The organism is Oceanobacillus piezotolerans, from assembly GCF_003665065.1.
Taxonomy (GTDB): Bacteria; Bacillota; Bacilli; order Bacillales; family Amphibacillaceae; genus Oceanobacillus; species Oceanobacillus piezotolerans.
In genome coordinates this window covers 84,715-108,115 of sequence record NZ_RCHR01000008.1, presented here as the reverse complement: position 1 = coordinate 108,115, position 23,401 = coordinate 84,715, and the positions used below count along the sequence as shown (strand labels likewise).

Below are 23,401 nucleotides of genomic sequence, written 5' to 3'. Positions count from 1 at the left end.
ATATTTGTCTGGTAGTGATGGCGGAGAGGCCACACCTGTTCCCATACCGAACACAGAAGTTAAGCTCTCCAGCGCCGATGGTAGTTGGGTTTTCCCTGCGAGAGTAGGACACCGCCAGGCATATATTATTCCACAGTAGCTCAGTGGTAGAGCAATCGGCTGTTAACCGATCGGTCGTAGGTTCGAATCCTACCTGTGGAGCCATTTTTGTGCTTCCATAGCTCAGCAGGTAGAGCACTTCCATGGTAAGGAAGGGGTCGTCAGTTCGAATCTGATTGGAAGCTCTCTTTAAACGCTTGTCCGTATAGAGGATGGAGCGTTTTTTTGTTTATCAAAAGTAAAGCCTTATTAAATGGTTGCAGGTTGCTATGAAAGGTAATATTTATGCTTTAAACTATGTTGAAATAAAAAGCCTAAGGACATGTCCTTAGGCTTTTTATATTTCTGGCATTGGATTTTGATGCTTAATCATAGCAAGGAATTACAAATACTTGTTTACTCAAGTTTTACACTTATCCGTGCTACTAAATGCTATTACATGTAAATTCTGAAGGTTGCTTAAGCCCATCTAATTAGCGTGCCTTTTCTGCTTAAAGAACATATACCAAAAGCCCTCATTTCTCCAATTGCAATGGCTAGAAGGATAAGCAAAACACCCAACCATCTTGAAGTGTTGATAAATTCACCCAATCCAAGATAAGCAACCATTACTGAAACTGGAAGTTCAACTGCACCGAGAATGGTAGCTAGTCCTGCTGATATATACGGAGTGGACATGGCAAACATAAGTGGTGTCAAGATAAGTCCACATAGTGCAAGTCCACCTGCATAGAACCATATGTCTGCACTCATTAGGACATCAGCGGTTAAAGACATATGCGGTGGGAAAACAATAAAGATTAAAAGAGCTGCCCCTGTAATCATAATAGGAGTTCGAATGGTTGCGGGGACTTCGACAGCGACACGACCGCTGACAATGATAAATGCCGTATAGGAGAATGCCGATCCAATTCCTAAGACAAAGCCGATAAGGGTGATGTCAGATAGGCCTCCGTTAAATACATCTGCCGCGAATAGAACACCTATTAAAGTTAAGGTAACAGTAACCATTGTCTGCTTACTTGGTTTTTTTCTATTAATAATCCATTCAAACAGTACTCCAATCCATATGAATTGGAAAAGCAAGACAACAGCTAGAGATGCCGGTAAATATTGCATGGAAGCGTAATAAAGAATGCTTGTCAAACCGGTGCATCCTCCAGCAATGGCAAGAGCAACCACTGTTTTAATGTTCAATTTTTTAAATGCCAGTGGATGTTGTTTTATAGCAAAAATGCCGATGACCCAAAGCACTACTAACGCGAAAATAGCTTGCACCACCATAATCTCATCGAGGCTCCAGCCAGCAGCATATCCTAAATTAATAAATAATGGGTTCAAACCAAAAAAAACTGCTCCCAGCAGAAAAATGATAATAGCATGATGATGTTTCATTTTAATCCTCCATTATTGTGAAATAACATGGTGTACCTTTTTGTTTTGGAAGAAATAGACCATAATAACTATCATAGCATATTATTAGGTTTTTTTAAGGGGTATTTTCTCAACTACTCTAGATGGACGGATTGTAGAATAAAATATGGTTTTAGTACTTTTGTATTATTTAGTATATGAATGTATAGTATAAACAGGTATATAAAATGGAGTAAATGAAATGAGGTATGATGCGTAATGAAACAGTTATTACTAAGAATAGTTGCCTATCCAACTTTCGGGGTGGGCATTTACCACACATTTTTTGGTAATGATCATGTTTATGGTCTTGTTATTTTATTTATGGGTTTATTAGGTATTTTGTGCGATTTGTTCTATAAAAAGCTGTATACAGAGTAATCATTAATTTTATATGATAATCAAAAAAGCCCGACAAATCGATATTTATCAGGCTTTCAATCTTCAAAAGAGTAATTTATCGTATAGATATAATGTTATTTATCCACCAATAATATGGTAGCCGGAGTCAACATGTAAAACTTCTCCAGTGACCCCTCTTGAGAGGTCACTCATAAAGAATAGAGTAGCATCTCCAACTTGGTCTTGATCTACGCTGCGGCGAAGAGGGGCTTTTTCTTCAATCACATGCAGTTTATCGTTAAACCCAGAAACACCTTTTGCAGATAATGTACGAATAGGTCCAGCAGAAACAGCGTTGACGCGAATTCCGTCTTTTCCTACATCTTCCGCTAAGTAGCGTACACTTGCTTCAAGGGATGCTTTTGCGACTCCCATTACATTATAGTTTGGAACCACACGTTCAGACCCTAAATATGTCTGAGTTACAATACTTCCGCCTTCTGTCATTAATTCTTTAGCAGCTTTTGTTACTGCTACTAATGAATAGGCGCTAATTTCCTGTGCTAGTAAAAATCCATCGCGGGAAGTGTCTGCGTAATCACCTTGCAGTTCTTCTCTCTTGGCAAATGCGATGGAATGAATAACTCCATGGATTACCCCGATTTCTTCTTTAATTTTAGTAAAAGCTTCCTTAATGCTTTCATCATTGGCAACATCACAGGATACGATTAGTTTTGCGTTTATGCCATTATCTTCCAATAGTTTGACTAATTTTTTATAGGAGCGTTCTTGTCTATTGGTAAAGATTAGATTAGCTCCAGCATTATGTAAAGATTTAGTAATGCCCCAAGCGATACTTCTTTCATTAGCAACGCCCATTACGACGATATTTTTTCCTTCTAATAACTTTGTCATGTTTTACCTCCAAAAAATCAATTCTTAATGTACATTATAACCTAATAAGAATACCTAAAGAAATAATAACTGTAAATCTGTTCCCCCTAGTTTTTTGCATAAAGGATTAATAAATTTCTTTCGATACATAAATGGAGCATGAAAGCATTGATATAATAAGGTTTTGGTCGCTTTAAAAAAAATAAAATTTCCCCTTTACAAAGTGGGGAATACTAGATATAATAGAATTCGTCAGTTTGAAATGGCCCGTTGGTCAAGCGGTTAAGACACCGCCCTTTCACGGCGGTAACACGGGTTCGAATCCCGTACGGGTCACCAATATGGAGGATTAGCTCAGCTGGGAGAGCACCTGCCTTACAAGCAGGGGGTCACAGGTTCGAGCCCTGTATCCTCCACCATATGCCGGCCTAGCTCAATTGGTAGAGCAACTGACTTGTAATCAGTAGGTTGGGGGTTCAAGTCCTCTGGCCGGCACCATTTCTTGCGAAAAATGTTGAATAATGACAGTTACTATGGTTAACAATATGGAGGGGTAGCGAAGTGGCTAAACGCGGCGGACTGTAAATCCGCTCCCTCAGGGTTCGGCAGTTCGAATCTGCCCCCCTCCACCACTATTATTGTTGGGCTATAGCCAAGCGGTAAGGCATCGGGTTTTGATCCCGTGTATCCTAGGTTCGAATCCTAGTAGCCCAGCCATTTCTTTATCTTTAAAAGATAAGAGCCATTAGCTCAGTCGGTAGAGCAACTGACTTTTAATCAGTGGGTCGGAGGTTCGAATCCTCCATGGCTCATCATACGAATTAGCAAATAAACAAGGTGTCTAAAAAGCACCTTGTTTATTTGCTTTTTTTGCTATTTTTTAACATAATAGAAAGAGATGTTTGGCTTTTTCGGTTAAGGGTATTATTTTTTTGATAATAAGAAAACAATCTAAACATGATATGATACATATCATGTTATAATATGTAGAGGAATTTTAGAGCGAATCTCAATTAGTGATTTCATTTTTAATTGAAAAAAGGATGATACAGTATGAAGACCTCCAGGATCTCCGGATTCTATAATATGACTGTTGAAGAACGCAGAAAGTTATTACATGAAATGGGATTTTTAACAGCGGAGGATTTAAATACTATCTCTAACCGTTCGTCTTTAGATTTGGAGACAGCAGACCATATGATTGAAAATGTAGTTGGAACATATGAGCTGCCGTTAGGGCTAGGTTTGAATTTTTTAATAAACGATAAAGATTATGTTATACCAATGGTGATAGAAGAAGCCTCTGTCGTTGCCTCAGCAAGTCATATCGCTAGAATTGTAAGGGAATCTGGAGGCTTTCGAACAGAAGCAACGGAGCGTGTTATGATTGGGCAAATTCAAGTTGTAGGTTGCCCGGACTTTCTGGAAGCAAAAGAAGCAATACTACGACAGAAGCAAACATTAATAGAAGCTGCTAATAATGCCTATCCTAGTATTGTGACTAGAGGTGGCGGAGCAATAGATCTTGATGTAAGAATTTTAAATGAGGAAGCAGGATCTAGGTTTACCCAAATGCTCATGGTGCATATTTATATAAATACGTGTGATGCCATGGGGGCAAATATTATCAATACAATGGTTGAATCACTCGCACCAGTGGTAGAGGATTTAACTAATGGTAAGGTATATTTGCGAATTTTATCGAATTATGCAGATAGATGCTTAGCACGAGCTACTTGTATTATTTCCCCTCAATTATTGAGAACAGGCGATTTCTCAGGAGAAGAAGTGCGAGATGGAGTGATACTGGCTTATGAACTTGCTGCTTCAGATCCTTATCGTGCAGTAACGCACAATAAAGGGATAATGAATGGAATCGATCCAGTTGTAATAGCTACTGGAAACGATTGGCGAGCGGTTGAAGCTGGTGCGCATGCATATGCTGCTCGAAATGGTACGTATAGTTCAATGACGGTTTGGTCAAAGGACGAAGAAGGAAATTTAGTTGGTGAATTAGAATTACCTATGTCAATTGGAACGGTTGGCGGTGCAACCCGGGTTCATCCATTAGCAAAAGCCTCCTTAGAAATACTTGGGGTTGAATCAGCTAAAGAGCTCGCTCAAGTCATTGTTGCAGTAGGATTAGCTCAAAACCTTGGTGCATTAAAGGCATTAGCAACAGATGGCATACAAAAAGGACATATGGCACTACATTCAAGATCTGTTGCTATCGCAGCAGGTGCCACAGGGGAGATGATTGATATCGTAGCAGAAGAATTAATTAAACAAAAACAAATCCGTGTTGGAAAAGCTAAAGAATTGGTGGAAGAGTATAAAAAATGAGTGCAGAAGAAATTACAACCACAGAAAAAACAGCTATCGGTATAGCTCATAGTAAATTAATTTTGATTGGGGAGCATGCGGTTGTGCACGGACAGCCAGCAATTGCGATACCCTTTCCGTTAATTGGTGTTGAAACGGTTATTGAACAGGTACCAGGTGTGGTAAGGTTCGACAGTTCTTTTTATCACGGACCAATAGAACTTGCTCCTGAATCCTTACAAGGTATTACAAGATGTGTAAAAGGAACACTGGAATATCTTGAGCTTCCTGAGCGTGATCTATTAATCCGGATTAGTTCATCCATTCCTCCTGGAAAAGGTTTAGGTTCCAGTGCCTCTGTGGCTATCTCTATAATTCGTTCTTTGTTTGCTTATGCAAATAGAACATACACAGACCAAGAATTATTAAACCTTGCTAATATAGCAGAAACCTATGCTCACGGGCAGCCAAGTGGTATTGATACGTTAACAATTACATCTGATTTACCGGTTTGGTACGAGAAGGACCACCCGATTAAGTATATTAATTTAAATGAGGATTTCCATTTTATTGTTGCTGACTCTGGAAGAGTGGGTGACACCCGTTCATCGGTTGAATCGGTTGCTCGATTGTTAAAGTCAGCTCCGAAAAGAATTCAACGAAAGTTAAATCATATAGGAGATTTAACCCACCAGGCTAAGCACGCACTTGAAAATGCTGGAAGATATATTCTTGGTCAATTATTAGATGAAGCACAGAAGGAACTAGAAGCTCTTGGAGTAAGTGACGCTGGCTTAAATCGATTGATTAACTTTGCCAGACAAGAAGGGGCATTAGGTGCGAAACTAACTGGCGGAGGAAATGGCGGGTGTATCATTGCCTTGGCACAAAATGAAATTCATTCCAGACAGCTTGCTGAGAAGTTAAGAAAATATGGTGCGCATGCTGTATGGCCATTTGTATTGAAAGCAAAATATACAGAACAAAGGAGATAGACGATTGAAAGCTACAGCTAAAGCACATACAAATATTGCTTTGATTAAATATTGGGGAAAGCGCGATGAGGATTTGATTCTTCCCACAAACAGCAGCCTTTCTCTAACATTAGATGGTTTTTATACAACGACAACTGTAGACTTTCAGGAAGGTCTGACCCGTGATGTTTTTCATCTAAATAAAGAAGAAGTATTTGGAGAAGCGTATAATAGAGTAAGCCATTTTCTTGAGTTAATTCGTAATATATCTGGCAAACAAGATTTATATGCGAAAGTAACTTCTCATAATGAAGTACCAACTGCTGCAGGATTTGCATCCTCTGCTTCGGGGTTCGCGGCACTAGCTGCTGCTGGTTCTCGAGCCATTGGTCTGGATTTAAGTGATGAGGAACTATCAAAGCTAACCCGTCAAGGATCAGGCTCGGCCTGTCGCTCTATTTATGGCGGATTTGTTGAATGGAAAATGGGAGAGAATCCAGATGGTTCCGATTCCTATGCTGTGCAAATTGCACCTTCTGCTCATTGGGACGTAAGAATAGCTGCGGTAAATCTTTCTTCTAATATGAAGAAAATATCTAGTCGTGCAGGAATGAAACGAACGGTCGAAACATCTCCTTTTTATGATGGCTGGCTAGAAAGCCTTCCAAAAGATTTAGCACAAATAAAAGAAGGTATTAGGGATAAAGACTTTGAAAAGATAGGGGAGATTGCGGAAGCAAATTGTCTAAAGATGCACGCAACAACTCTTGGGGCCAACCCTCCCTTTACCTATTGGCACGACACAACTATGAGTGTCATGTATGTTGTTCAAGAATTACGTGCAAAGGGAATTCCTGCATATTTTACAATTGATGCAGGTCCAAACGTGAAGGTACTTTATTTACCGGAAGATGAAGCGGTAATTGAAAAAACATTACGGGAAATACCGAACGTAACGAATGTAACACTGAGCAAGCCAGGTCCAGGAATCAGTTATTTAGGGGTTGAATAAATTGCCGAATACTTCTATAAAAGTTCAGGTACCCGGAAAATTAATGATTGCAGGCGAGTTTGCCGTACTGGAACCGTATCATGAGCTAGCGGTACTGGCGGTTAACCGATATGTTTATGCTACACTAGTCAATTCTGAAGAAAATCTCCTTACATTACATGATTTTGAGCTGGAGAATGTTTCTTTCTTTATGACTGATAACCAAGTGGTAACCAAGCTAAAGGACAATCGTTTAAATTTTATTAAAGATGCAATTGGAGTAACCTTTCGTTATTTAAGAGAACAGGAAATAAATATCTCTCCTTTCCACCTTTCTGTAAAAAGCGAGCTTGACGATGAATCAGGAGTGAAATATGGGTTAGGATCAAGTGCCGCGGTAGTTACAGCGGTAGTAAGCTCTATTCTGGAAAAATTTATGCCAACCTCTCCTTCCAAAGGGCTTATTTTTAAGCTGGCTGCACTTTCCCATGTGGTAACTCAAGGGAATGGATCGGGTGCAGATATTGCAGCATCCTCTTATGGCGGATTATTAAAATATGCATCATTTCAGGCAAATTGGTTACAACGTGAATATGAGAAATCGGACACTATTACGGCTTTAACAAAGTTGGATTGGAGCTATTTTTCGTTAAATCCCGTTCGTCTTCCTGATGATATTTATTTCTGTGTAGGGTGGACTGGTAATGCTGCTTCTACGAAAAAGTTAGTAGATATTATTCTGCAATTAAAGAATGATAAGCCTGAAGCCTTTCAAGAATTTCTGAATCATAGTAAAGCCGCAGTGCAAACTTTCTTTAGTGGTGTAGAAGATAACAATCATGATCAACTATTTGAGGGAATTAAAGAGAACCGCAAAGCACTTGCGAAGGTCGGAATAGACGCTAATGTAGATATTGAAACGCCAATGCTGACTACATTATGTGACTTAGCAGAAGAGCTGGGTGGTGCGGGAAAACCTTCTGGAGCAGGTGGCGGAGATTGTGGAATTGCCTTTATGCCATCCAAAGAGAAAGCAGAACAATTAATAGAGTCATGGAAAAATGCGGGAATAAAGCCTTTGACCATACAACCAAGTATGTATGGGGCAACAGTTATAATGGATTAATTATAATATAAATAAGACATGAAACCTTATAATGGACTTGAAGAGTTAGAGAGCTAAAATCTCACTTGGAGTTCATATGACTTTGGTTCATGTCTTTTTTCTATTCTATTATTTTAATTATATATTTTTTGATACTCTAGGATTAGTTTGTCGAGTTTCGTGCTAGATGAGATAACTTTATCAGATGTCAAATCATGTTTGTCACTTAATAAAATCATTTCCTCACGGCATTTCTCAATTTTTTCCAATAACGAAGAATTCGTCACCAAAAACTACCTCCTATCTAGTATAATATATTAGGAGAATACCCTCTTAATGTAAAGATTAAACATTAAAAATTTTATGACTTTTGAAACGTAAATTTTTTTATAAAAAAGTGAAACCTTATTGCGAACTGAAACGTAAGATAAATACCGCAAGTAAGCGGAGGTACTGGAATTGGATCAACTAATTAGAGAAAATATAAAAAAAGTGAAAAAAGGGGACCAAGCTGCATTTGCTGATATTGTTGATTTTTACCAACATAAGATATATCAGCATTGCTATCGAATGCTTGGTAATAAACACGAGGCGGAAGATATGGCGCAAGAGGCGTTTATTCGAGCATATGTAAATATCGATTCCTTTGACGAAAACCGGAAATTTTCTACCTGGCTCTATCGTATTGCAACAAATATTTCGATAGACCGAATTAGGAAGCGTAAGCCCGATTATTACCTCGATGCAGAGGTGAAAGGAACCGATGGACTGGATATGTATTCACAGCTTTCCTCTACTTCTGACAAATCCCCCAGCGAAGAAGTAGAAAGCATTGAATTACAGCGCTATATTCAAAATGAAATAGCCCAACTTCCAACCAAGTATCGTACGATTATCATGCTACGATATTTAGAGGAGTTTTCTCTTCAGGAAATTAGTGATATATTAGATATTCCACTAGGGACAGTGAAAACGAGAATACATCGGGGAAGGGAAGCTTTAAGAAAAAGACTTCGTCACGTGTAAAGGAGTGTGACCCACTTGACTACTCATCATGAATCCATAGAATTCATGCATAAATATTTAGACGGGGATTTAACAAAGGAAGAAGAGCATAAATTAGTTCATCACTTAGAGGCTTGTGAAGCTTGTCAGAGCCATTTTCATGAATTAAAACGAACCATTACCTTGATCAAGAGTGCTGAGACTATAGAAGCTCCTGCTAATTTTACGGCTAATGTTATGAAACAACTCCCCACAGAGAAAAAACGTGTAAAATACAAGCGCTGGTTTAGGGCGCATCCGATGCTCACAGCTGCGGCAATATTCTTCATTTTAATGTTTGGAGGATTAACGGCTCAATGGAATGAAGAAAGTGAACTGGTCGTTTCCAAACAGGAAAATCTCATCATTCAAGGAGACAACGTGATAGTACCGGAAGGAGTAACGGTGGAAGGTGATCTTCTTGTCAAAAATGGGAACTTAATTGTAAATGGAACGGTTGATGGAAATGTTACAATAGTAAATGGGAAATTATTAGAAAAAGAGGATGAACTGGAAGGTAAGGGTTTGATGGCTTCGGCCGGAGAGGTGAACGGGGAACTTACAACGGTGAATCAAGTATTTGAATGGATTTGGTACCAGTCGAAAGATCTATTTAAAAGCGTTTTTTCTTTAGAGTGATATATGGAACTTCAGATGTCTTTCATCTGAAGTTTTCTTGCTTTTTCACTCATTTAATCGTTTTTCTTCCTGAAATTTTTATTAAGGGAACTAGTTTGATTTTAACTTTATATAGGTGTTTATGATATAATTAAATTCAGATTTGTATTAATTACAAGAATGAAAAACTGCGGTAAAAGCGTCTCCCAACAGAGGTACTTTATCTGCTTCGTGTTAGATGAAATCGAGCTTTTATGGATAGTTGATTCCCCTCTTGCCATTTTAGTTAAAGTGGGGAAATTAAATACCTGTTTTAATTAATTTTGCGAAAAGAAGGATGTGTGGACATGCTTGATGGGGGATTGGAATTTGTGGATCTGCTTAGAATAGGCGTAGATATTGCTCTCGTCTGGTATGTGTTTTATAAATTAATGATGCTAATTAGAGGAACAAAGGCAATCCAGTTGTTAAAAGGAATTGCAGTTGTATTGCTTGTTTGGGCGATTAGTATTTTATTTAATTTACAAACGATGCAATGGTTAACTAATCAGGCCATAATCTGGGGGTTCCTGGCAATAATAATCTTATTCCAGCCAGAATTAAGAAGAGCTCTGGAACAGTTAGGAAGAGGAAATCTCTTTTCAAGGACAGTAAAATCGGAAGAGGAAATAATTGGCAAGAAAATAGAAGCCATTATACAATCTTGTAATTACATGGCGAAGAGACGTATTGGTGCCTTAATTTCAATAGAGGGTGATACAGGGGTTGGAGAATACATGGAAACGGGTATACCTGTTGATGGGAATCTGACACACCAATTACTAACCAATATATTCACACCAAATACTCCATTACATGATGGCGCTGTTATCATTAAAGAAGGCAAAATAATGGCTGCAGCTTGTTACCTGCCATTATCTGAGAGTCCTTTCATTTCGAAGGAGTTAGGGACCAGGCATCGAGCGGCAATGGGAATTAGTGAGGTAACAGATGCACTGACCATTATAGTTTCTGAGGAAACAGGTGCTATCTCATGTACGAAAAATGGTGAGTTACATAGAGATATCAATGAAGATACACTGCGTAACATGCTAAATGCCCATCTATCTCTGATGGAAGATGCCCCTGAAAGAAAAACTTGGAAGCGGAGGGGAAGCAAAAATGGATAATTGGTTTAAAAGTAAATGGTTTGTCCGATTTGCAGCATTAGCCTTTGCGATTATATTATATATTTTTGTGGATATGTCCCTTCAATCAACTGGTGCCGATTCTTCTATTCCTGGAAATTCATCGGAGACTCAAAGACTAGAGGACTTTCCGGTAGAAATTAATATAGATGAAGAAAAATATGTGGTTAGTGGTGTACCTGAAACGGTAACTGTCAATTTATCTGGCTCTCCCAGCAGGTTAAGAGCAATTTCTACCCAGCGTAATTTCGATGTCTATGTGGATCTTGAAGGTTTAGAGGAAGGGAATCATTTGGTAGAAATTCAACACACTATTTCAAATGACCTTGAGGTTTACATTGAGCCGAAAACAGTAGAAGTCTATATAGAAGAAAGAGCTAGTGAGAAATTTAAAGTTTCTGCTGATTTCATTAACCAAAGTAAAATGCCCCCTGGATTTGAGCTTGGAGAATACGAAATTAATCCGGGTGAGGTCACGATTACAAGCTCTCGCAGCATTATTGATCAAATCGGAGTAGTCAAGGTGTTTGTAGATGTTTCCGGGTTAGAAACCTCTATTAATAACAGAGAAGTCCCGGTAAATGTCTATGATAGTCAAGGGAATGAGCTATCTGTTAGAATAGAACCTGAAACAGTAGAGGTCTCCGCGCAGATTAACAATCCGAGTAAACAAGTTGGTGTCAATGTACCCACTGTTGGTGAGTTGCCTGAAGGGTATACACTCACCTCCATTACACCTAATATTGAAGAGGTAGAAGCCTTTGCTATAACAGAAGTACTGGAAGACCTAAACAGTATCAATACAGAAGAGATAGACTTATCCGAGATAACAGAAACTGGTACTGTGGAAGTGGAATTATCATTGCCTGAGGGTGTAAATGTTCCAGAAGTGGAAACAATTGAAGTATTGATAGAAATAGAGGAACAATCAAGTGAAGCGGAAGAAACAAATGAAACAGAGGAAACAAATGAAACAGAGGAAACAAATGAAACAGAGGAAACAAATGAAGTAGTAGAACCGTCAAGTGAAATAGAGGAAACAGCTGAAACCGAGGGACAATTAAGTGTAATAGAGCAAATCCCTATCGAAGTGGAAGGCTTATCGAACGGACAAGCTATTTCATTTGTAGAGCCCGAAACTGACGTTATGCAACTCTCCTTGGAAGGTAGTGAAGAAGAGGTAGGTGCATTAACAGCAGACGACTTCCGGGTATTCATAAATGTTCAAGGCTTAGAACCGGGTGAACATACTGTACCGGTTGAGACAGAGACACCAGATTTAAAAGAAGCTACTGTTACAGCTGAATATGAACAAGTAACCGTTAGTATTAGTGATGAAGAGGAAGCATAATTCCCACTCCCTCCAGCTTAGTTGGAGGGAGTGGGAATAACAGCTGTTTTTTATAGAAAGAAACAAGCATTAGCCAAATGCCTATGTCTTCTAATAAATTGTCATATCATATTATATTAAGTCGAAATACAAATTACTTACATAGACGCTCAATTGTAATCAATTGAGTCGGAAGTAAAGGAGAGGTATTCATGGGAAAATATTTTGGAACGGATGGAGTAAGAGGAATAGCAAATAAAGAACTGACACCTGAGCTCGCATTTAAGCTAGGAAGAGCTGGTGGGTATGTCCTAACTAAAGGTACAGAGAAACCAAAAGTAGTAATCGGCAGAGATACTCGAATCTCTGGACCCATGTTGGAGGGCGCCCTTATAGCAGGTTTACTATCTATAGGAGCAGAAGTGATGAGACTCGGTGTTATTTCGACTCCTGGTGTCGCATATTTAACAAAATCCTTAAGCGCACATGCTGGAATTATGATATCTGCATCACACAATCCAGTTGAGGATAATGGCATTAAGTTCTTTGGACCAGATGGCTTTAAATTAAGTGATGAGCAAGAAAATGAAATTGAGCAGCTAATTGATGCAGAAGATACGCTACCTCGCCCAATTGGTAATGAAATTGGAGTTATTAATGACTACTTCGAAGGTGGCCAGAAATATCTATCCTTCTTAAAAGATACGGTGGATAATGACTTTAGTGGCTTAACGATTGCGTTAGATTGCGCTCATGGAGCAACGTCGAGCCTGGCAACACATTTATTTGCAGATTTAGAAGCAGATATTTATTCAACAGGATCTTCACCAAATGGCTACAACATTAATGATGGTGTTGGTTCTACGCATCCGGAAACTTTACAAGCATTTGTTTTGGAAAAAGGAGCAGATATTGGTCTGGCATTTGATGGAGATGGAGACCGTTTAATTGCTGTCGATGAGAAGGGCAATATTGTTGATGGAGACCAAATCATGTTCATTTGTGCAAAATTCCTAAATGAACGTGGTCAATTGCGTCAAAACACAGTCGTTTCAACCGTAATGAGTAATATTGGATTCTATAAGGCTCTTGAAGAGCATGGGATCCAAAGTAGCAAAACGAGTGTTGGAGACCGTTATGTAATGGAAGAAATGCGTAAAGGTGGTTATAATCTAGGTGGAGAGCAATCAGGTCATATTATTTTCCTGAATTACATCACAACGGGAGATGGAATGCTATCTGCCCTTCAGCTAGTAAATGTAATGAAAGAAACTGGAAAGCCGTTATCTGAACTAGCTAGTGAAATGACGATTTTCCCTCAGGTACTAAAGAATGTAAGAGTGACAGATAAGAACGAAGCATTAAGTCATCCGCAGATTTTAAGTGAAATTGAAGCTGTAGAGAAGGAATTGGGAAGCGATGGCCGTGTACTAGTAAGACCTTCAGGAACAGAACCACTTGTTCGAGTCATGGTGGAAGCACCAACGAAGGAAGCGTGCGAGCAGAATGTAGACCGTATTGTAAAGCTGGTAGATGATTTATTAGGAATAAAGGAATAATTTTTAGAAGACCGCACTCCATGTGAGTGACGGTCTTTTTCTATACTTTCTCCCAGTTTATTGTGTATAATCTAATTATTAAGTAAATTGAGGAAGCAGGGTGATGCAGTGATTGAATTTCCAAAACCAAATTTAGAGCAATTTTTCCAAACCTTCAATATTACGGATTTTGTAGTAAGCAAAGATGAAGAATTATTACTATTCAATTCCAATTTAAATGGGAAAATGAATCTATGGGCAATTGATTTAAAGAGCTCTGGATTCCCCTATTTATTCGCACAGCGTGATCAGGATGCAGGCTTTCTTCAATTTGATCCTAAAGACAGGTATGTGTTAGCTGGTTATGATAATAATGGGGATGAGAATTATCAGATCTATGCTATCTCACCGAAAGGCGGAGAGCCAATTCCTTTTATTACTGGAGATAAGGAAGAGAAATACTATTTAGCCCATATTAATCATGATGGTAACCGTGTCTATTACAATACTTCAGAGGGAAATCCCTCCTTCTTTAATACGTATGTAAGGAATTTAGAAGCTGGAACAAACGAGTTACTTTATGAGGGGGAGAAAGGCCCAACGATTTTAGAAGCGGTATCAATGGATGAAAAAACTTTCGTTTACAGTCAAACATTTGGTAACACTTATTCCATATTGTTTGCAAAAATAGATGATGCAACGTATTCTTTTACCCCTGACCCTCAAATTATTCATGTTGCTGGTAATCCCGTCTTTACAGATAACAATCAGATCTACTTTGTTACAAATTATGAAAGTGAATATAGTTATTTAGCTAAATTCGATGTATTCAGCCAAACCTTTACTAAAGTACTCTCAATTGAGAGCGAAAGTATTACTTCCTTAAAGTGGGATAAACGGCATAAAGTCTTCTATTTTGTAACAGAAAAAGGGGTAGTAGATTGTTTATATCGTTACGATCCTAATCAAAAAAATCTGGAGAAATTAAACCCTCCTGTTGATGTCATGGAGAAATTGGATATAGGGGAAACTGGAAATGTGTATGTTTTGGGAAGATCAGCAAGAGAACCGCAGAACATCTTTTCGTTGAAAGCAGGAGAAGAATGGAAGCGTATTACCAATAACCGTGTGTTAGGTATTAGTAAGGAGGAGATGGTTGAGCCACAAGTGATTCACTATTCATCATTCGATGGAATGAATATAGAAGCTCTGCTTTTCAAGCCAAAACCAGAGAATGATAATGGGTATACAATCTTCTGGCCTCACGGAGGACCACAAGCGGCGGAAAGGAAGCAGTTCCGGACCATGTTTCAGTGCGCTGTGAACCGTGGGTATACCATTTTTGCACCTAATTTCCGGGGGAGTACGGGCTATGGAACGACTTTTGTTAAACTTGTTGAACAAGATTGGGGAGAAGGTCCTCGCTTGGATAATTTAGCTGGAATAGAGTGGCTGTTCAACAATAACATCTCTGATAAAAACCGGTTATTTTTAGTTGGAGGAAGTTATGGTGGTTATATGGCATTACTGCTCCATGGCCGTCACCCAGAATACTTTAAAGCGGTGGTTGACATCTTCGGCCCATCTGATTTGTTTACTTTTGTGAACTCTGTTCCAGATCATTGGAAGCCTTTGTTGGAAAGTTTGATTGGCGATCCGGTACGAGATAAAGATAAATTTATCAAGGAATCTCCCATTACTTATCTCAGTGAAATGACGAAGCCAATGCTTGTTATCCAAGGTGCAATGGATCCAAGGGTCGTTAAAGCCGAGTCTGATCAAATTGTAGCTAAGTTAAAAGAGAAAGGCCGTGAAGTAGAATATCTTGTCTTAGAGGATGAGGGTCATGGTTTCTCGAAAAAGGACAATGAAATACAAGTGTATTCCTTAATTTTTGATTTTCTAGATAGGCATCAAGGTTCATTGAATTCTCAAGATGTAAAGAGGCTGGGACATAACTAAATGTTTAATCAAAAAGACGAACGAAGCACCAAGTTAGTGGAGGAAATATACGTAGACTCCTGCGGGAAAAGCAACAAGCGAAGACCCGCAGGAAGTGCCCTTCTTCCGAGGAGGCTGAGACGTTGCCTGCGGAAAGCGAAGTATATTTCCGGAACGGTATTTCTCCACTAAGCATCGTTCGGATTTTTATTTGATAAAACACTTATGGCCTAGCCTCTTTATATTATTATAATTTAAAAAAGTTGAAATATATTTGCAAAGAAAGTAACCTATTAGAAAGGAAAGGTGAGGTCATTGAAAAAAGTGATATGGCTATCGGCATCATTTTTAGTAATTGCTCTATTTATTATCGGTTATATCAAGGCATCGGATATGTTTAAAGGTGCAGATGAAGGGGAAAGTTTAAATAACGCAGCTGCTACTAAGACAGAGGCGGATTTAGAACATACTCGATTGGAAATTCAAGGTAATATTTCTGAAGAAGAATTAGGACAATATCATAAAGATGGATTAAATCCATTTGGTGATTCCACTCACATGAGTGAATTAACAAGTTATCACTATAATGAATATATTCATGGTATGTCCCACCAGAAAGTAAAAGCATCTGAAAAATGGGGTTTCTATGAAATACATCCAACTCGAATTAATTGGTTATTAGAAGGATTAGAAACAGTAGATGTCGATAACGAAGAGATATATCAAGACATTTTAGAAAGATGGAGAGCAAAAGATTTTTCAAGAGTAGATAAGGATCACAATCAAATTTGGAAGATACAGAATGGAACAATAGGGGAGGCGAGCGGTATCCTAAGCCCTGAAGAGGAACAAGCGTATATAAACAGTAAGAGGTAACTAATAATGAACAAGCACATAAAGCGAGAGGGAAGAATAAGATAGAAATAATAACAAACGTAAATTTTAATTGACCAATTAACTAATTGTCGAGTAAAATAAAAGATGTTCACTAATATTTGTGAATTTTATTCAAATGCATGAAAGGTGGATAGAAAAAGTATTGAAAAAAGCGCCAGGACTATTTTTCGGACGAAAGGGAAAAATAGTTGACGAGGTGGAGGTTATCGAGAGTTTCGGCGGATGCCTCCCGACTGTACATCTCAGTCGTCTAGGATTTATTCTAAAAACAATAGGGTGACTTATTGGACAAAGGGATAAATCAAGATGTCATCATACACGAGAGAGGGGCAGAAAAAAGCCCCGACCAGGAATATGTCATAACGTGTTTATATCACGTCTTTTTGTCTGCCCCTCCAAATAGGAGGACATTACGAAATGTGCGGAATTGTAGGTTATATTGGACAAAATGATTCAAAGAATATTTTATTAAACGGATTAGAAAAACTAGAATATAGAGGCTACGACTCAGCAGGTATTGCTGTACTAAACGAAGATGGTGTTAATCTTACAAAGGTAAAAGGCCGTATTGCTACTTTAAAGGAAAGTGTAGATGCGTCTGTTCATGCAACGATGGGAATTGGCCACACTCGCTGGGCAACTCATGGTATACCGAGTATTATTAACGCTCATCCACATCAAAGCACCTCAGGCAGATTTACCATTGTACACAATGGGGTGATTGAGAACTACCAGGATTTAAAGCGGGAATATTTAACTGATGTCACTTTTCTCAGTGAAACAGATACAGAGGTTATTGTTCATCTAATTGAGAAGCTTTATGGTCAATACCAGGATACAGCAGAAGCTTTCCGTCAGGCGATGAACCTGCTTAAGGGTTCATATGCCATTGGCATGATTGATGCGGAAGATGCAGAAACGCTGTATGTGTCGAAAAATAAGAGTCCATTATTGATTGGTTTGGGTGAAGGGTTCAATGTTATTGCAAGTGATGCAATGGCTACACTTAAGGAAACTGACCAATACCTGGAGATTTATGATAAAGAAATCGTTTTAGTCGGCCGTAATTATGTTGAGATTCAAAAGTTAGATGGAACAGTAGTAGAGCGTCAGCCTTATACTGCTCAAATTGATGCAAGTGATATTGAAAAAGGTACGTATCCACACTACATGCTGAAGGAAATTGATGAGCAGCCAATCGTAATGCGTAAAATCATTAACGAATATCAGGATGAGCACAATGAACTGAAGTTGGATGAGGATATACGCCAAGCAATGAAGGCGGCTGATCGTATTTATATCATTGCAGCAGGCACGAGCTACCATGCCGGATTAGTCGGAAAAGAATTTATTGAAAAATTAGCAGGCATTCCAGTGGAAGTTCACGTTGCAAGTGAATTCTCATATAACATGCCATTGTTATCAGAAAAACCATTGTTTGTATTTCTATCTCAAAGTGGAGAAACTGCAGACAGTCGTGCGGTTCTAGTGAAAATTAAAGAAATGGGACATCCGGCATTAACAATGACAAATGTGCCAGGGTCCACCCTTTCTCGTGAAGCGGATTATACGCTGCATTTACATGCAGGTCCAGAAATTGCAGTTGCTTCTACAAAAGCTTATACTGCACAAATTGCTGTTCTTGCAATCTTAGCAGCAGATACAGCGAAAGCAAAAGGTCTTGAATTGCCATTTGACCTTATGAAAGAATTAGCTATTATTGCGAATGCAATGGAAGTTTTAACAGATCAAAAAGAAGAAATAGAACAGCTTGCGAGAGATTATCTCTCTGCAACGCGAAATGCCTTCTTTATTGGTCGTAGCACAGACTACAATGTATCCTTGGAAGGAGCATTGAAGCTGAAAGAAATTTCATATATCCAAGCAGAAGGTTTTGCTGGCGGCGAATTAAAGCATGGTACGATTGCATTAATTGAAGAAGGAACGCCAGTCATCGCACTATCAACGCAAGAGAATGTGAATTATTCTATACGAGGAAACGTCCAGGAAGTTGTTGCACGTGGTGCAAATGCTATGATCATCAGCATGAAAGGTCTAGAGCAAGATGACGATGCATTTGTATTACCAAAAGTCCATCAATTGTTAACACCACTTGTAAGTGTTCTTCCTTTACAGATTTTGGCTTACTATGCAGCATTACATCGTGATTGTGATGTCGATAAGCCACGTAACCTTGCTAAGAGTGTGACGGTGGAGTAAGTTGTACACGATTAAGACTTTAATTATCTCCCTGTAACTCTCTTGTTCCCAACGTAACTTTGTTCTTTCCTGATGGAACTTAGTTTAGCGGGAAAACAATATGTATCTCAATAGCTTTTTCAATCAACAATCAAACGTTTGTTTTAACAAACATTAATCCCAAATTCGGGCTGAATCCAATAGTGATTCAGCCTGTTTTTCTTTGTCCAATACTCCTTCCAACCCTTGTCCAATAAGGGTTTCATCATCTTTTATCCATTCTCTATCCTCTATTATGTTACCATCCTAACTGTGTCCGTCCCAAGGAAGTAAAACAGTTGAACACACTGAAAAAATAATTAATTGTTGCCGCAATCTTTGGACTGAGGCTTGTACAGTTATACCAGTGCAAGAGGCACTCGAAGACCGTTATAAGGTCTACGTGGTAACACATGCTTCAGGTGTTGTGATTACTGAAGTACATGTGATGGCTATTGAGAGTCTATGCAAGATGGTGTAACGCCTATTGTCTTGTTGGCTTACTCTTATATTAGAGGTAAAATATTTTGGAATGTCGCCTGAAGAAATTAGGGGATTTTTTGATAATCCCACCTAGATAAATAAAAAAGGAAAACCCGAACTACAAGAAAAAAATATCTCTAGATCTGGGTTTGAATTAATTAGTTATATATCATAATTTATAGTTAAAGTTTATTCATTGACAAACTAGAGAATCAAGTATAATATTTATTATGAATTAAAGATATCTAAATTCATTATTTATGAATTTAATATACAGATAGAGGATGGAGAGATAATTCTAGTATTTTTTTACAAATATATTTCAAATTAGAGATACCTTAATTAATTTTAATATAAAAATGAAAGTTTTATACTTTGGATAAAATGTTAATAAAAATAGCAGTTCAAATTCTTGATTAATTGAAAGGAGAAAGAATGTATGGATACGATGACCTTCGTGTTATTCGGTGGAACAGGGGATTTAGCAAAAAGAAAAATATATCCGGCATTATATAATTTGTTTCTGGAAGAAAAAATGCCCTCGACCTTTTCCATCATTGGCCTTGGTAGGAACGAATCCACTGATAAGGATTTTCAGGAAAGTGTAGAAAATTCCATTCGAACCTTTTCCAGGCGTTTATCAGATAACGGTTCGAAAATAGAACAATTTCTAACTACTATCCGCTACAGCAAGTTAGATGCTAGGAACAAAGAGGATTATCAAAGACTGCTTCAACTTGTAAAAGACAGAGAAGAAGAGTTGAATATTCCGGAGAATCGATTGTTTTATTTATCTGTCGCACCAGAGTTTTTTGATGTCATTGCATTAAACATAAAAGAAAGTGGATTAGGTACTACAAATGGATGGAAACGACTCATCATTGAAAAGCCGTTTGGACAAGATCTAAAGTCTGCTCGTTTACTAAATCAGAATCTAAACAATGCGTTTAAAGAAGATGAGATTTATCGAATTGATCACTATCTTGGCAAGCCAATGGTGCGGAATCTCGAAGCATTAAAATTTGAAAATCCAGTTTTCCAAGCATTGTGGAGTAACAGATCCATTGCGAATGTTCAAATCACCGCAAGTGAAACAGTAGGAGTAGAGCAAAGAGCTGGCTATTATGATCAAGCCGGAGCGATACGCGACATGTTCCAAAATCATATGCTCCAATTATTGATGATGACAGCAATGCATGCGCCAAAACAAAAGGATGCAAACGAAATTCGTGCAGAAAAACGAAAAGTATTAGAAGCTCTTCGTCCATTAAATAAGGATGAAGTTGGGAAAAATTTAGTAAGAGGACAGTACGAAGCGGGGTTAGTGAATAACAAAAACGTTCCTGGATATAGGGATGAACCAGGTGTTCGAAAAGATTCTCAGACCGATACATTTATAGCTGCACGTTTATGGATTGACAACCAGGATTGGGCTGGTGTTCCTTTTTATATCCGTACCGGAAAGAAGATGCCAGAAAAATCAACGCGTATCGTAGTAGAATTTAAGCGGAATCATAATGATATTTATTTAAATAAGGATCCGAACTTGCTAGTAATCGAAATAAACCCGAATGAATCTGTTTCCCTTATTTTAAATAGTAAAAATCCCGTTAATGGTGAATTGGAACCCATTAATGCCGATTATGCTTCCAGTCAATTGGATGTACCTGATGGATATGAATTATTAATTTATGATGCAATCCGTGGTGATTCCAGATTTTTTGCACACTGGAATGAAGTAGAATTATCCTGGAAATGGGTTCAGCCTATCTTAGAAGCATTTGACGAAGAGCAAATTCCGCTTCATGGATATACAGCAGGATCAAATGGTCCAGATGCAGCAAATCGACTACTTGAAGAAGATGGTTTCTCATGGTGGTTAGACAAGTCATCAATAAAAGAAAAACAATTAGCACTGCAAGCATAAGAAAATAATTAAAGGAGATTTATCATGACATCTACTAAAACAACACAGGAAATTGAAACATTAGCAGTAAATACAATTCGAACTTTATCGATTGATAGTGTCAATCGAGCAAATTCAGGCCACCCGGGTTTACCAATGGGTGCCGCACCTATGGCGTATGCTTTATGGGCCAATCATTTAAACCATAATCCGCAAAATGCAAAATGGTTTGACCGTGATCGCTTTGTTCTTTCAGCAGGTCATGGATCCAGCTTGTTATATAGCTTGTTACATTTGTTTGGATATGATGTGTCAATTGATGATTTGAAAAGCTTTCGCAAGTTGAACAGTAAGACACCAGGTCATCCTGAATTTGGACACACGGATGGTGTGGAAGCAACGACAGGTCCTTTAGGCCAAGGTATTGCCAATGCAGTTGGAATGGCAATGGCAGAAGCTCATTTAGCAGCGAAATTTAATAAAGATGGTTTTCCAGTTGTGGATCATCATACGTTTGCTTTAGTTGGGGACGGGGATTTGATGGAAGGTGTCTCCTATGAAGCCATGTCTATGGCAGGCCATATGAAGCTTGGTAAATTGATCGCATTATATGACTCCAATGATATTTCTTTGGATGGTACATTAAATCTTTCATTCTCTGAAAATATTCAAAAAAGAGCAGAATCTGCTAACTGGCACTATCTACGTGTGGAAGATGGAAATAACATTGAAGAGATCACAAAGGCAATCGAAGCAGCGAAGCAAAACGAGGAACAACCGACAATTATTGAGATTCGAACCACTATTGGTTACGGAAGTCCAAAGGTTGCCGGAACAAACAAAGCACATGGTGCGCCACTTGGATTAGAAGAAGCGAAAGCGACCAAACAGGTATATAACTGGACCTATGAAGAAGATTTCTTTGTACCAGAAGAAGTAAAACAGCACTTCGATAAGTTAAAACAGCAAGGTCTTTCAAAAGAAAATCAGTGGAAAGAGTTATTCACTGCTTACAAAGAAGCACATCCAGAACTAGCGGGCGAACTAGAAAGAGCGATAAATGGCGAAGTATTAATAGATGCAAAAGACATCTTAACGTTTGATAAAGAAAAATCAGTTTCTACTCGTGTAGCTAGCGGAGATGCGATTAATCACTTTGTGAAACAAGTTCCAACTATTTTTGGAGGAAGTGCCGACCTCTCTGGTTCGACAATGACTGATATTAAAGATCAAGAAAGATTTGCGATTGATTCGTATGCAGGCCGTAATGTTTACTTTGGTGTTCGTGAACACGCAATGGGAGCTGCAGCTAACGGCATGGCTCTTCATGGAGGAGTGAAACCATTTGTAAGTACATTCTTTGTTTTCAATGATTACTTAAGACCATCTATCCGTTTAGCTGCATTACAAAAATTACCTGTAACATATGTATTTACTCATGATTCTATTGCAGTGGGAGAAGACGGACCGACACATGAACCGGTTGAACAATTAGCTGCTCTTCGTGCTATACCAGGACTTACCGTTATTCGTCCATCTGATGCAAATGAAACAGCAAGTGCTTGGGGCTATGCTTTAAGTCATACAGAAGGTCCGGTGGCATTAATTCTAAGCCGTCAAAATCTACCTGTATTTGTAGAAACAGAAGCAAATATTGCACACCTTCAAAAAGGTGCCTACGTATTAACAGAAACAAATGAAAATCCTGAAGTTATTTTACTCGCTACAGGTTCAGAGGTTTCCTTAGCAGTCAATGCCAAGGCTGAACTTGAAAAGAAAAATGTTTCAGTACGTGTGGTTGCAATGCCAAGTTGGGAACTTTTCCAGCAACAATCTGAAGCATATAAGGAAAAAGTACTTCCTTCATCTATTACAAATAGGGTAGCAATAGAAATGGGAATTTCCCTTGGTTGGGATCGTTATGTAGGTCCGAATGGAAAAATCATCTCCATTGAGACATTTGGTGCTTCTGGAACAGGTGCATCGGTACTGGAGTGGTTTGGCTTTACAACAGAAAACGTAGTAAACAACGTAAATAGTTTGTTGGGTAAATAAATTAAATTATAAAGATAATTATTT

Annotated in this window: 17 protein-coding genes, 8 tRNA genes and 1 rRNA gene; 23 read left to right on the top strand and 3 right to left on the bottom strand. The window is 38.4% G+C overall.

What is annotated here, in order from left to right; genetic code table 11:
* Window positions 1-7 precede the first annotated feature (7 nt).
* The 3 genes from rrf to D8M04_RS17755 all read left to right on the top strand — a co-directional run bounded on the left by rrf (window position 8) and on the right by D8M04_RS17755 (window position 284).
* Window positions 8-120 (top strand): 5S ribosomal RNA (rrf, locus tag D8M04_RS17765).
* A gap of 9 nt (window positions 121-129) precedes the next feature.
* A tRNA-Asn gene (locus tag D8M04_RS17760) sits at window positions 130-204 on the top strand.
* A gap of 7 nt (window positions 205-211) precedes the next feature.
* Window positions 212-284 (top strand) — tRNA-Thr (locus D8M04_RS17755).
* A 274-nt stretch (window positions 285-558) separates the two neighbouring features.
* Here the strand turns inward: D8M04_RS17755 and D8M04_RS17750 are convergent.
* Both D8M04_RS17750 and fabI read right to left on the bottom strand, forming a co-directional pair.
* Window positions 559-1,494 (bottom strand): EamA family transporter, encoded by a 936-nt coding sequence (locus tag D8M04_RS17750; RefSeq protein ID WP_121524750.1) that lies wholly within the window; start codon window positions 1,492-1,494, stop codon window positions 559-561.
* 498 nt (window positions 1,495-1,992) lie between these two features.
* A complete protein-coding gene (gene fabI, locus D8M04_RS17745; protein WP_121524749.1) occupies window positions 1,993-2,769 on the bottom strand; it encodes an enoyl-ACP reductase FabI in 777 nt (258 codons plus the stop codon).
* A 243-nt stretch (window positions 2,770-3,012) separates the two neighbouring features.
* On the opposite strand from fabI, the gene D8M04_RS17740 reads away from it, so the two are divergent.
* The 10 genes from D8M04_RS17740 to D8M04_RS17695 all read left to right on the top strand — a co-directional run bounded on the left by D8M04_RS17740 (window position 3,013) and on the right by D8M04_RS17695 (window position 8,161).
* Window positions 3,013-3,087, top strand: a tRNA-Glu gene (locus tag D8M04_RS17740).
* 4 nt (window positions 3,088-3,091) lie between these two features.
* Window positions 3,092-3,167: transfer RNA gene (locus D8M04_RS17735), tRNA-Val, on the top strand.
* 3 nt (window positions 3,168-3,170) lie between these two features.
* Window positions 3,171-3,246: transfer RNA gene (locus D8M04_RS17730), tRNA-Thr, on the top strand.
* Window positions 3,247-3,295: 49 nt separating this feature from the next.
* Window positions 3,296-3,380: transfer RNA gene (locus D8M04_RS17725), tRNA-Tyr, on the top strand.
* A gap of 10 nt (window positions 3,381-3,390) precedes the next feature.
* Window positions 3,391-3,465, top strand: a tRNA-Gln gene (locus tag D8M04_RS17720).
* Window positions 3,466-3,487: 22 nt separating this feature from the next.
* A tRNA-Lys gene (locus D8M04_RS17715) sits at window positions 3,488-3,560 on the top strand.
* A gap of 241 nt (window positions 3,561-3,801) precedes the next feature.
* A complete protein-coding gene (locus D8M04_RS17710) occupies window positions 3,802-5,091 on the top strand; it encodes a hydroxymethylglutaryl-CoA reductase, degradative (protein WP_121524748.1) in 1,290 nt (429 codons plus the stop codon).
* Entirely contained in the window at window positions 5,088-6,065 is a 978-nt protein-coding gene (mvk, locus tag D8M04_RS17705) for a mevalonate kinase (RefSeq protein ID WP_121524747.1), read from the top strand. Before D8M04_RS17710 ends, mvk begins: the two co-directional genes overlap by 4 nt.
* Before the next feature lie 4 nt (window positions 6,066-6,069).
* The gene (gene mvaD, locus D8M04_RS17700; RefSeq protein ID WP_121524746.1) at window positions 6,070-7,056 is read left to right on the top strand and encodes a diphosphomevalonate decarboxylase; all 987 of its coding nucleotides are present in this window, start codon (window positions 6,070-6,072) and stop codon (window positions 7,054-7,056) included.
* Window position 7,057: 1 nt separating this feature from the next.
* On the top strand, window positions 7,058-8,161 hold the full coding sequence (locus D8M04_RS17695) for a phosphomevalonate kinase (RefSeq protein ID WP_121524745.1): 1,104 nt from the start codon (window positions 7,058-7,060) through the stop codon (window positions 8,159-8,161).
* 113 nt (window positions 8,162-8,274) lie between these two features.
* Here D8M04_RS17695 and D8M04_RS17690 read toward each other — a convergent pair whose 3' ends face one another.
* Window positions 8,275-8,427, bottom strand: coding sequence for an aspartyl-phosphate phosphatase Spo0E family protein (locus tag D8M04_RS17690; RefSeq protein WP_121524756.1), 153 nt, complete (start codon window positions 8,425-8,427; stop codon window positions 8,275-8,277).
* A gap of 172 nt (window positions 8,428-8,599) precedes the next feature.
* Between D8M04_RS17690 and sigW the strand changes: the two genes are divergently transcribed.
* From sigW to tkt, 10 genes are all read left to right on the top strand, one after another.
* Window positions 8,600-9,166 carry an RNA polymerase sigma factor SigW gene (gene sigW / locus D8M04_RS17685; RefSeq protein ID WP_121524744.1) on the top strand — a complete coding sequence of 189 codons (567 nt, stop codon included), beginning with the start codon at window positions 8,600-8,602 and terminating at the stop codon, window positions 9,164-9,166.
* A 6-nt stretch (window positions 9,167-9,172) separates the two neighbouring features.
* Window positions 9,173-9,823, top strand: a complete 651-nt coding sequence (gene rsiW / locus D8M04_RS17680) for an anti-sigma-W factor RsiW (protein ID WP_425464037.1) — start codon at window positions 9,173-9,175, stop codon at window positions 9,821-9,823.
* A gap of 326 nt (window positions 9,824-10,149) precedes the next feature.
* The gene (gene cdaA / locus D8M04_RS17675; protein ID WP_121524743.1) at window positions 10,150-10,971 is read left to right on the top strand and encodes a diadenylate cyclase CdaA; all 822 of its coding nucleotides are present in this window, start codon (window positions 10,150-10,152) and stop codon (window positions 10,969-10,971) included.
* Entirely contained in the window at window positions 10,964-12,340 is a 1,377-nt protein-coding gene (locus D8M04_RS17670; RefSeq protein ID WP_121524742.1) for a CdaR family protein, read from the top strand. The genes cdaA and D8M04_RS17670 overlap by 8 nt, the downstream gene beginning before the upstream one ends.
* Window positions 12,341-12,531: 191 nt before the next feature.
* Window positions 12,532-13,878 carry a phosphoglucosamine mutase gene (gene glmM / locus D8M04_RS17665; protein WP_121524741.1) on the top strand — a complete coding sequence of 449 codons (1,347 nt, stop codon included), beginning with the start codon at window positions 12,532-12,534 and terminating at the stop codon, window positions 13,876-13,878.
* Window positions 13,879-13,986: 108 nt separating this feature from the next.
* Window positions 13,987-15,819 carry a S9 family peptidase gene (locus D8M04_RS17660; protein ID WP_121524740.1) on the top strand — a complete coding sequence of 611 codons (1,833 nt, stop codon included), beginning with the start codon at window positions 13,987-13,989 and terminating at the stop codon, window positions 15,817-15,819.
* A 303-nt stretch (window positions 15,820-16,122) separates the two neighbouring features.
* On the top strand, window positions 16,123-16,674 hold the full coding sequence (locus D8M04_RS17655; protein ID WP_246001333.1) for a DUF6241 domain-containing protein: 552 nt from the start codon (window positions 16,123-16,125) through the stop codon (window positions 16,672-16,674).
* A gap of 438 nt (window positions 16,675-17,112) precedes the next feature.
* A complete protein-coding gene (glmS, locus tag D8M04_RS17650) occupies window positions 17,113-18,915 on the top strand; it encodes a glutamine--fructose-6-phosphate transaminase (isomerizing) (RefSeq protein ID WP_121524738.1) in 1,803 nt (600 codons plus the stop codon).
* A 940-nt stretch (window positions 18,916-19,855) separates the two neighbouring features.
* On the top strand, window positions 19,856-21,343 hold the full coding sequence (gene zwf, locus D8M04_RS17645; RefSeq protein ID WP_121524737.1) for a glucose-6-phosphate dehydrogenase: 1,488 nt from the start codon (window positions 19,856-19,858) through the stop codon (window positions 21,341-21,343).
* Window positions 21,344-21,367: 24 nt separating this feature from the next.
* Entirely contained in the window at window positions 21,368-23,377 is a 2,010-nt protein-coding gene (tkt, locus tag D8M04_RS17640) for a transketolase (protein WP_121524736.1), read from the top strand.
* The last annotated feature ends 24 nt before the right edge of the window (window positions 23,378-23,401 follow it).

Bases quoted from the DNA above. Each gene is read 5' to 3' on its own strand.
- D8M04_RS17750 (WP_121524750.1), bottom strand. From the start codon at position 1,494: ATGAAACATCATCATGCTATTATCATTTTTCTGCTGGGAGCAGTTTTT.
- fabI (WP_121524749.1), bottom strand. From the start codon at position 2,769: ATGACAAAGTTATTAGAAGGAAAAAATATCGTCGTAATGGGCGTTGCT.
- D8M04_RS17710 (WP_121524748.1), top strand. From the start codon at position 3,802: ATGAAGACCTCCAGGATCTCCGGATTCTATAATATGACTGTTGAAGAA.
- mvk (WP_121524747.1), top strand. From the start codon at position 5,088: ATGAGTGCAGAAGAAATTACAACCACAGAAAAAACAGCTATCGGTATA.
- cdaA (WP_121524743.1), top strand. From the start codon at position 10,150: ATGCTTGATGGGGGATTGGAATTTGTGGATCTGCTTAGAATAGGCGTA.
- D8M04_RS17670 (WP_121524742.1), top strand. From the start codon at position 10,964: ATGGATAATTGGTTTAAAAGTAAATGGTTTGTCCGATTTGCAGCATTA.
- glmM (WP_121524741.1), top strand. From the start codon at position 12,532: ATGGGAAAATATTTTGGAACGGATGGAGTAAGAGGAATAGCAAATAAA.
- glmS (WP_121524738.1), top strand. From the start codon at position 17,113: ATGTGCGGAATTGTAGGTTATATTGGACAAAATGATTCAAAGAATATT.
- zwf (WP_121524737.1), top strand. From the start codon at position 19,856: ATGGATACGATGACCTTCGTGTTATTCGGTGGAACAGGGGATTTAGCA.
- tkt (WP_121524736.1), top strand. From the start codon at position 21,368: ATGACATCTACTAAAACAACACAGGAAATTGAAACATTAGCAGTAAAT.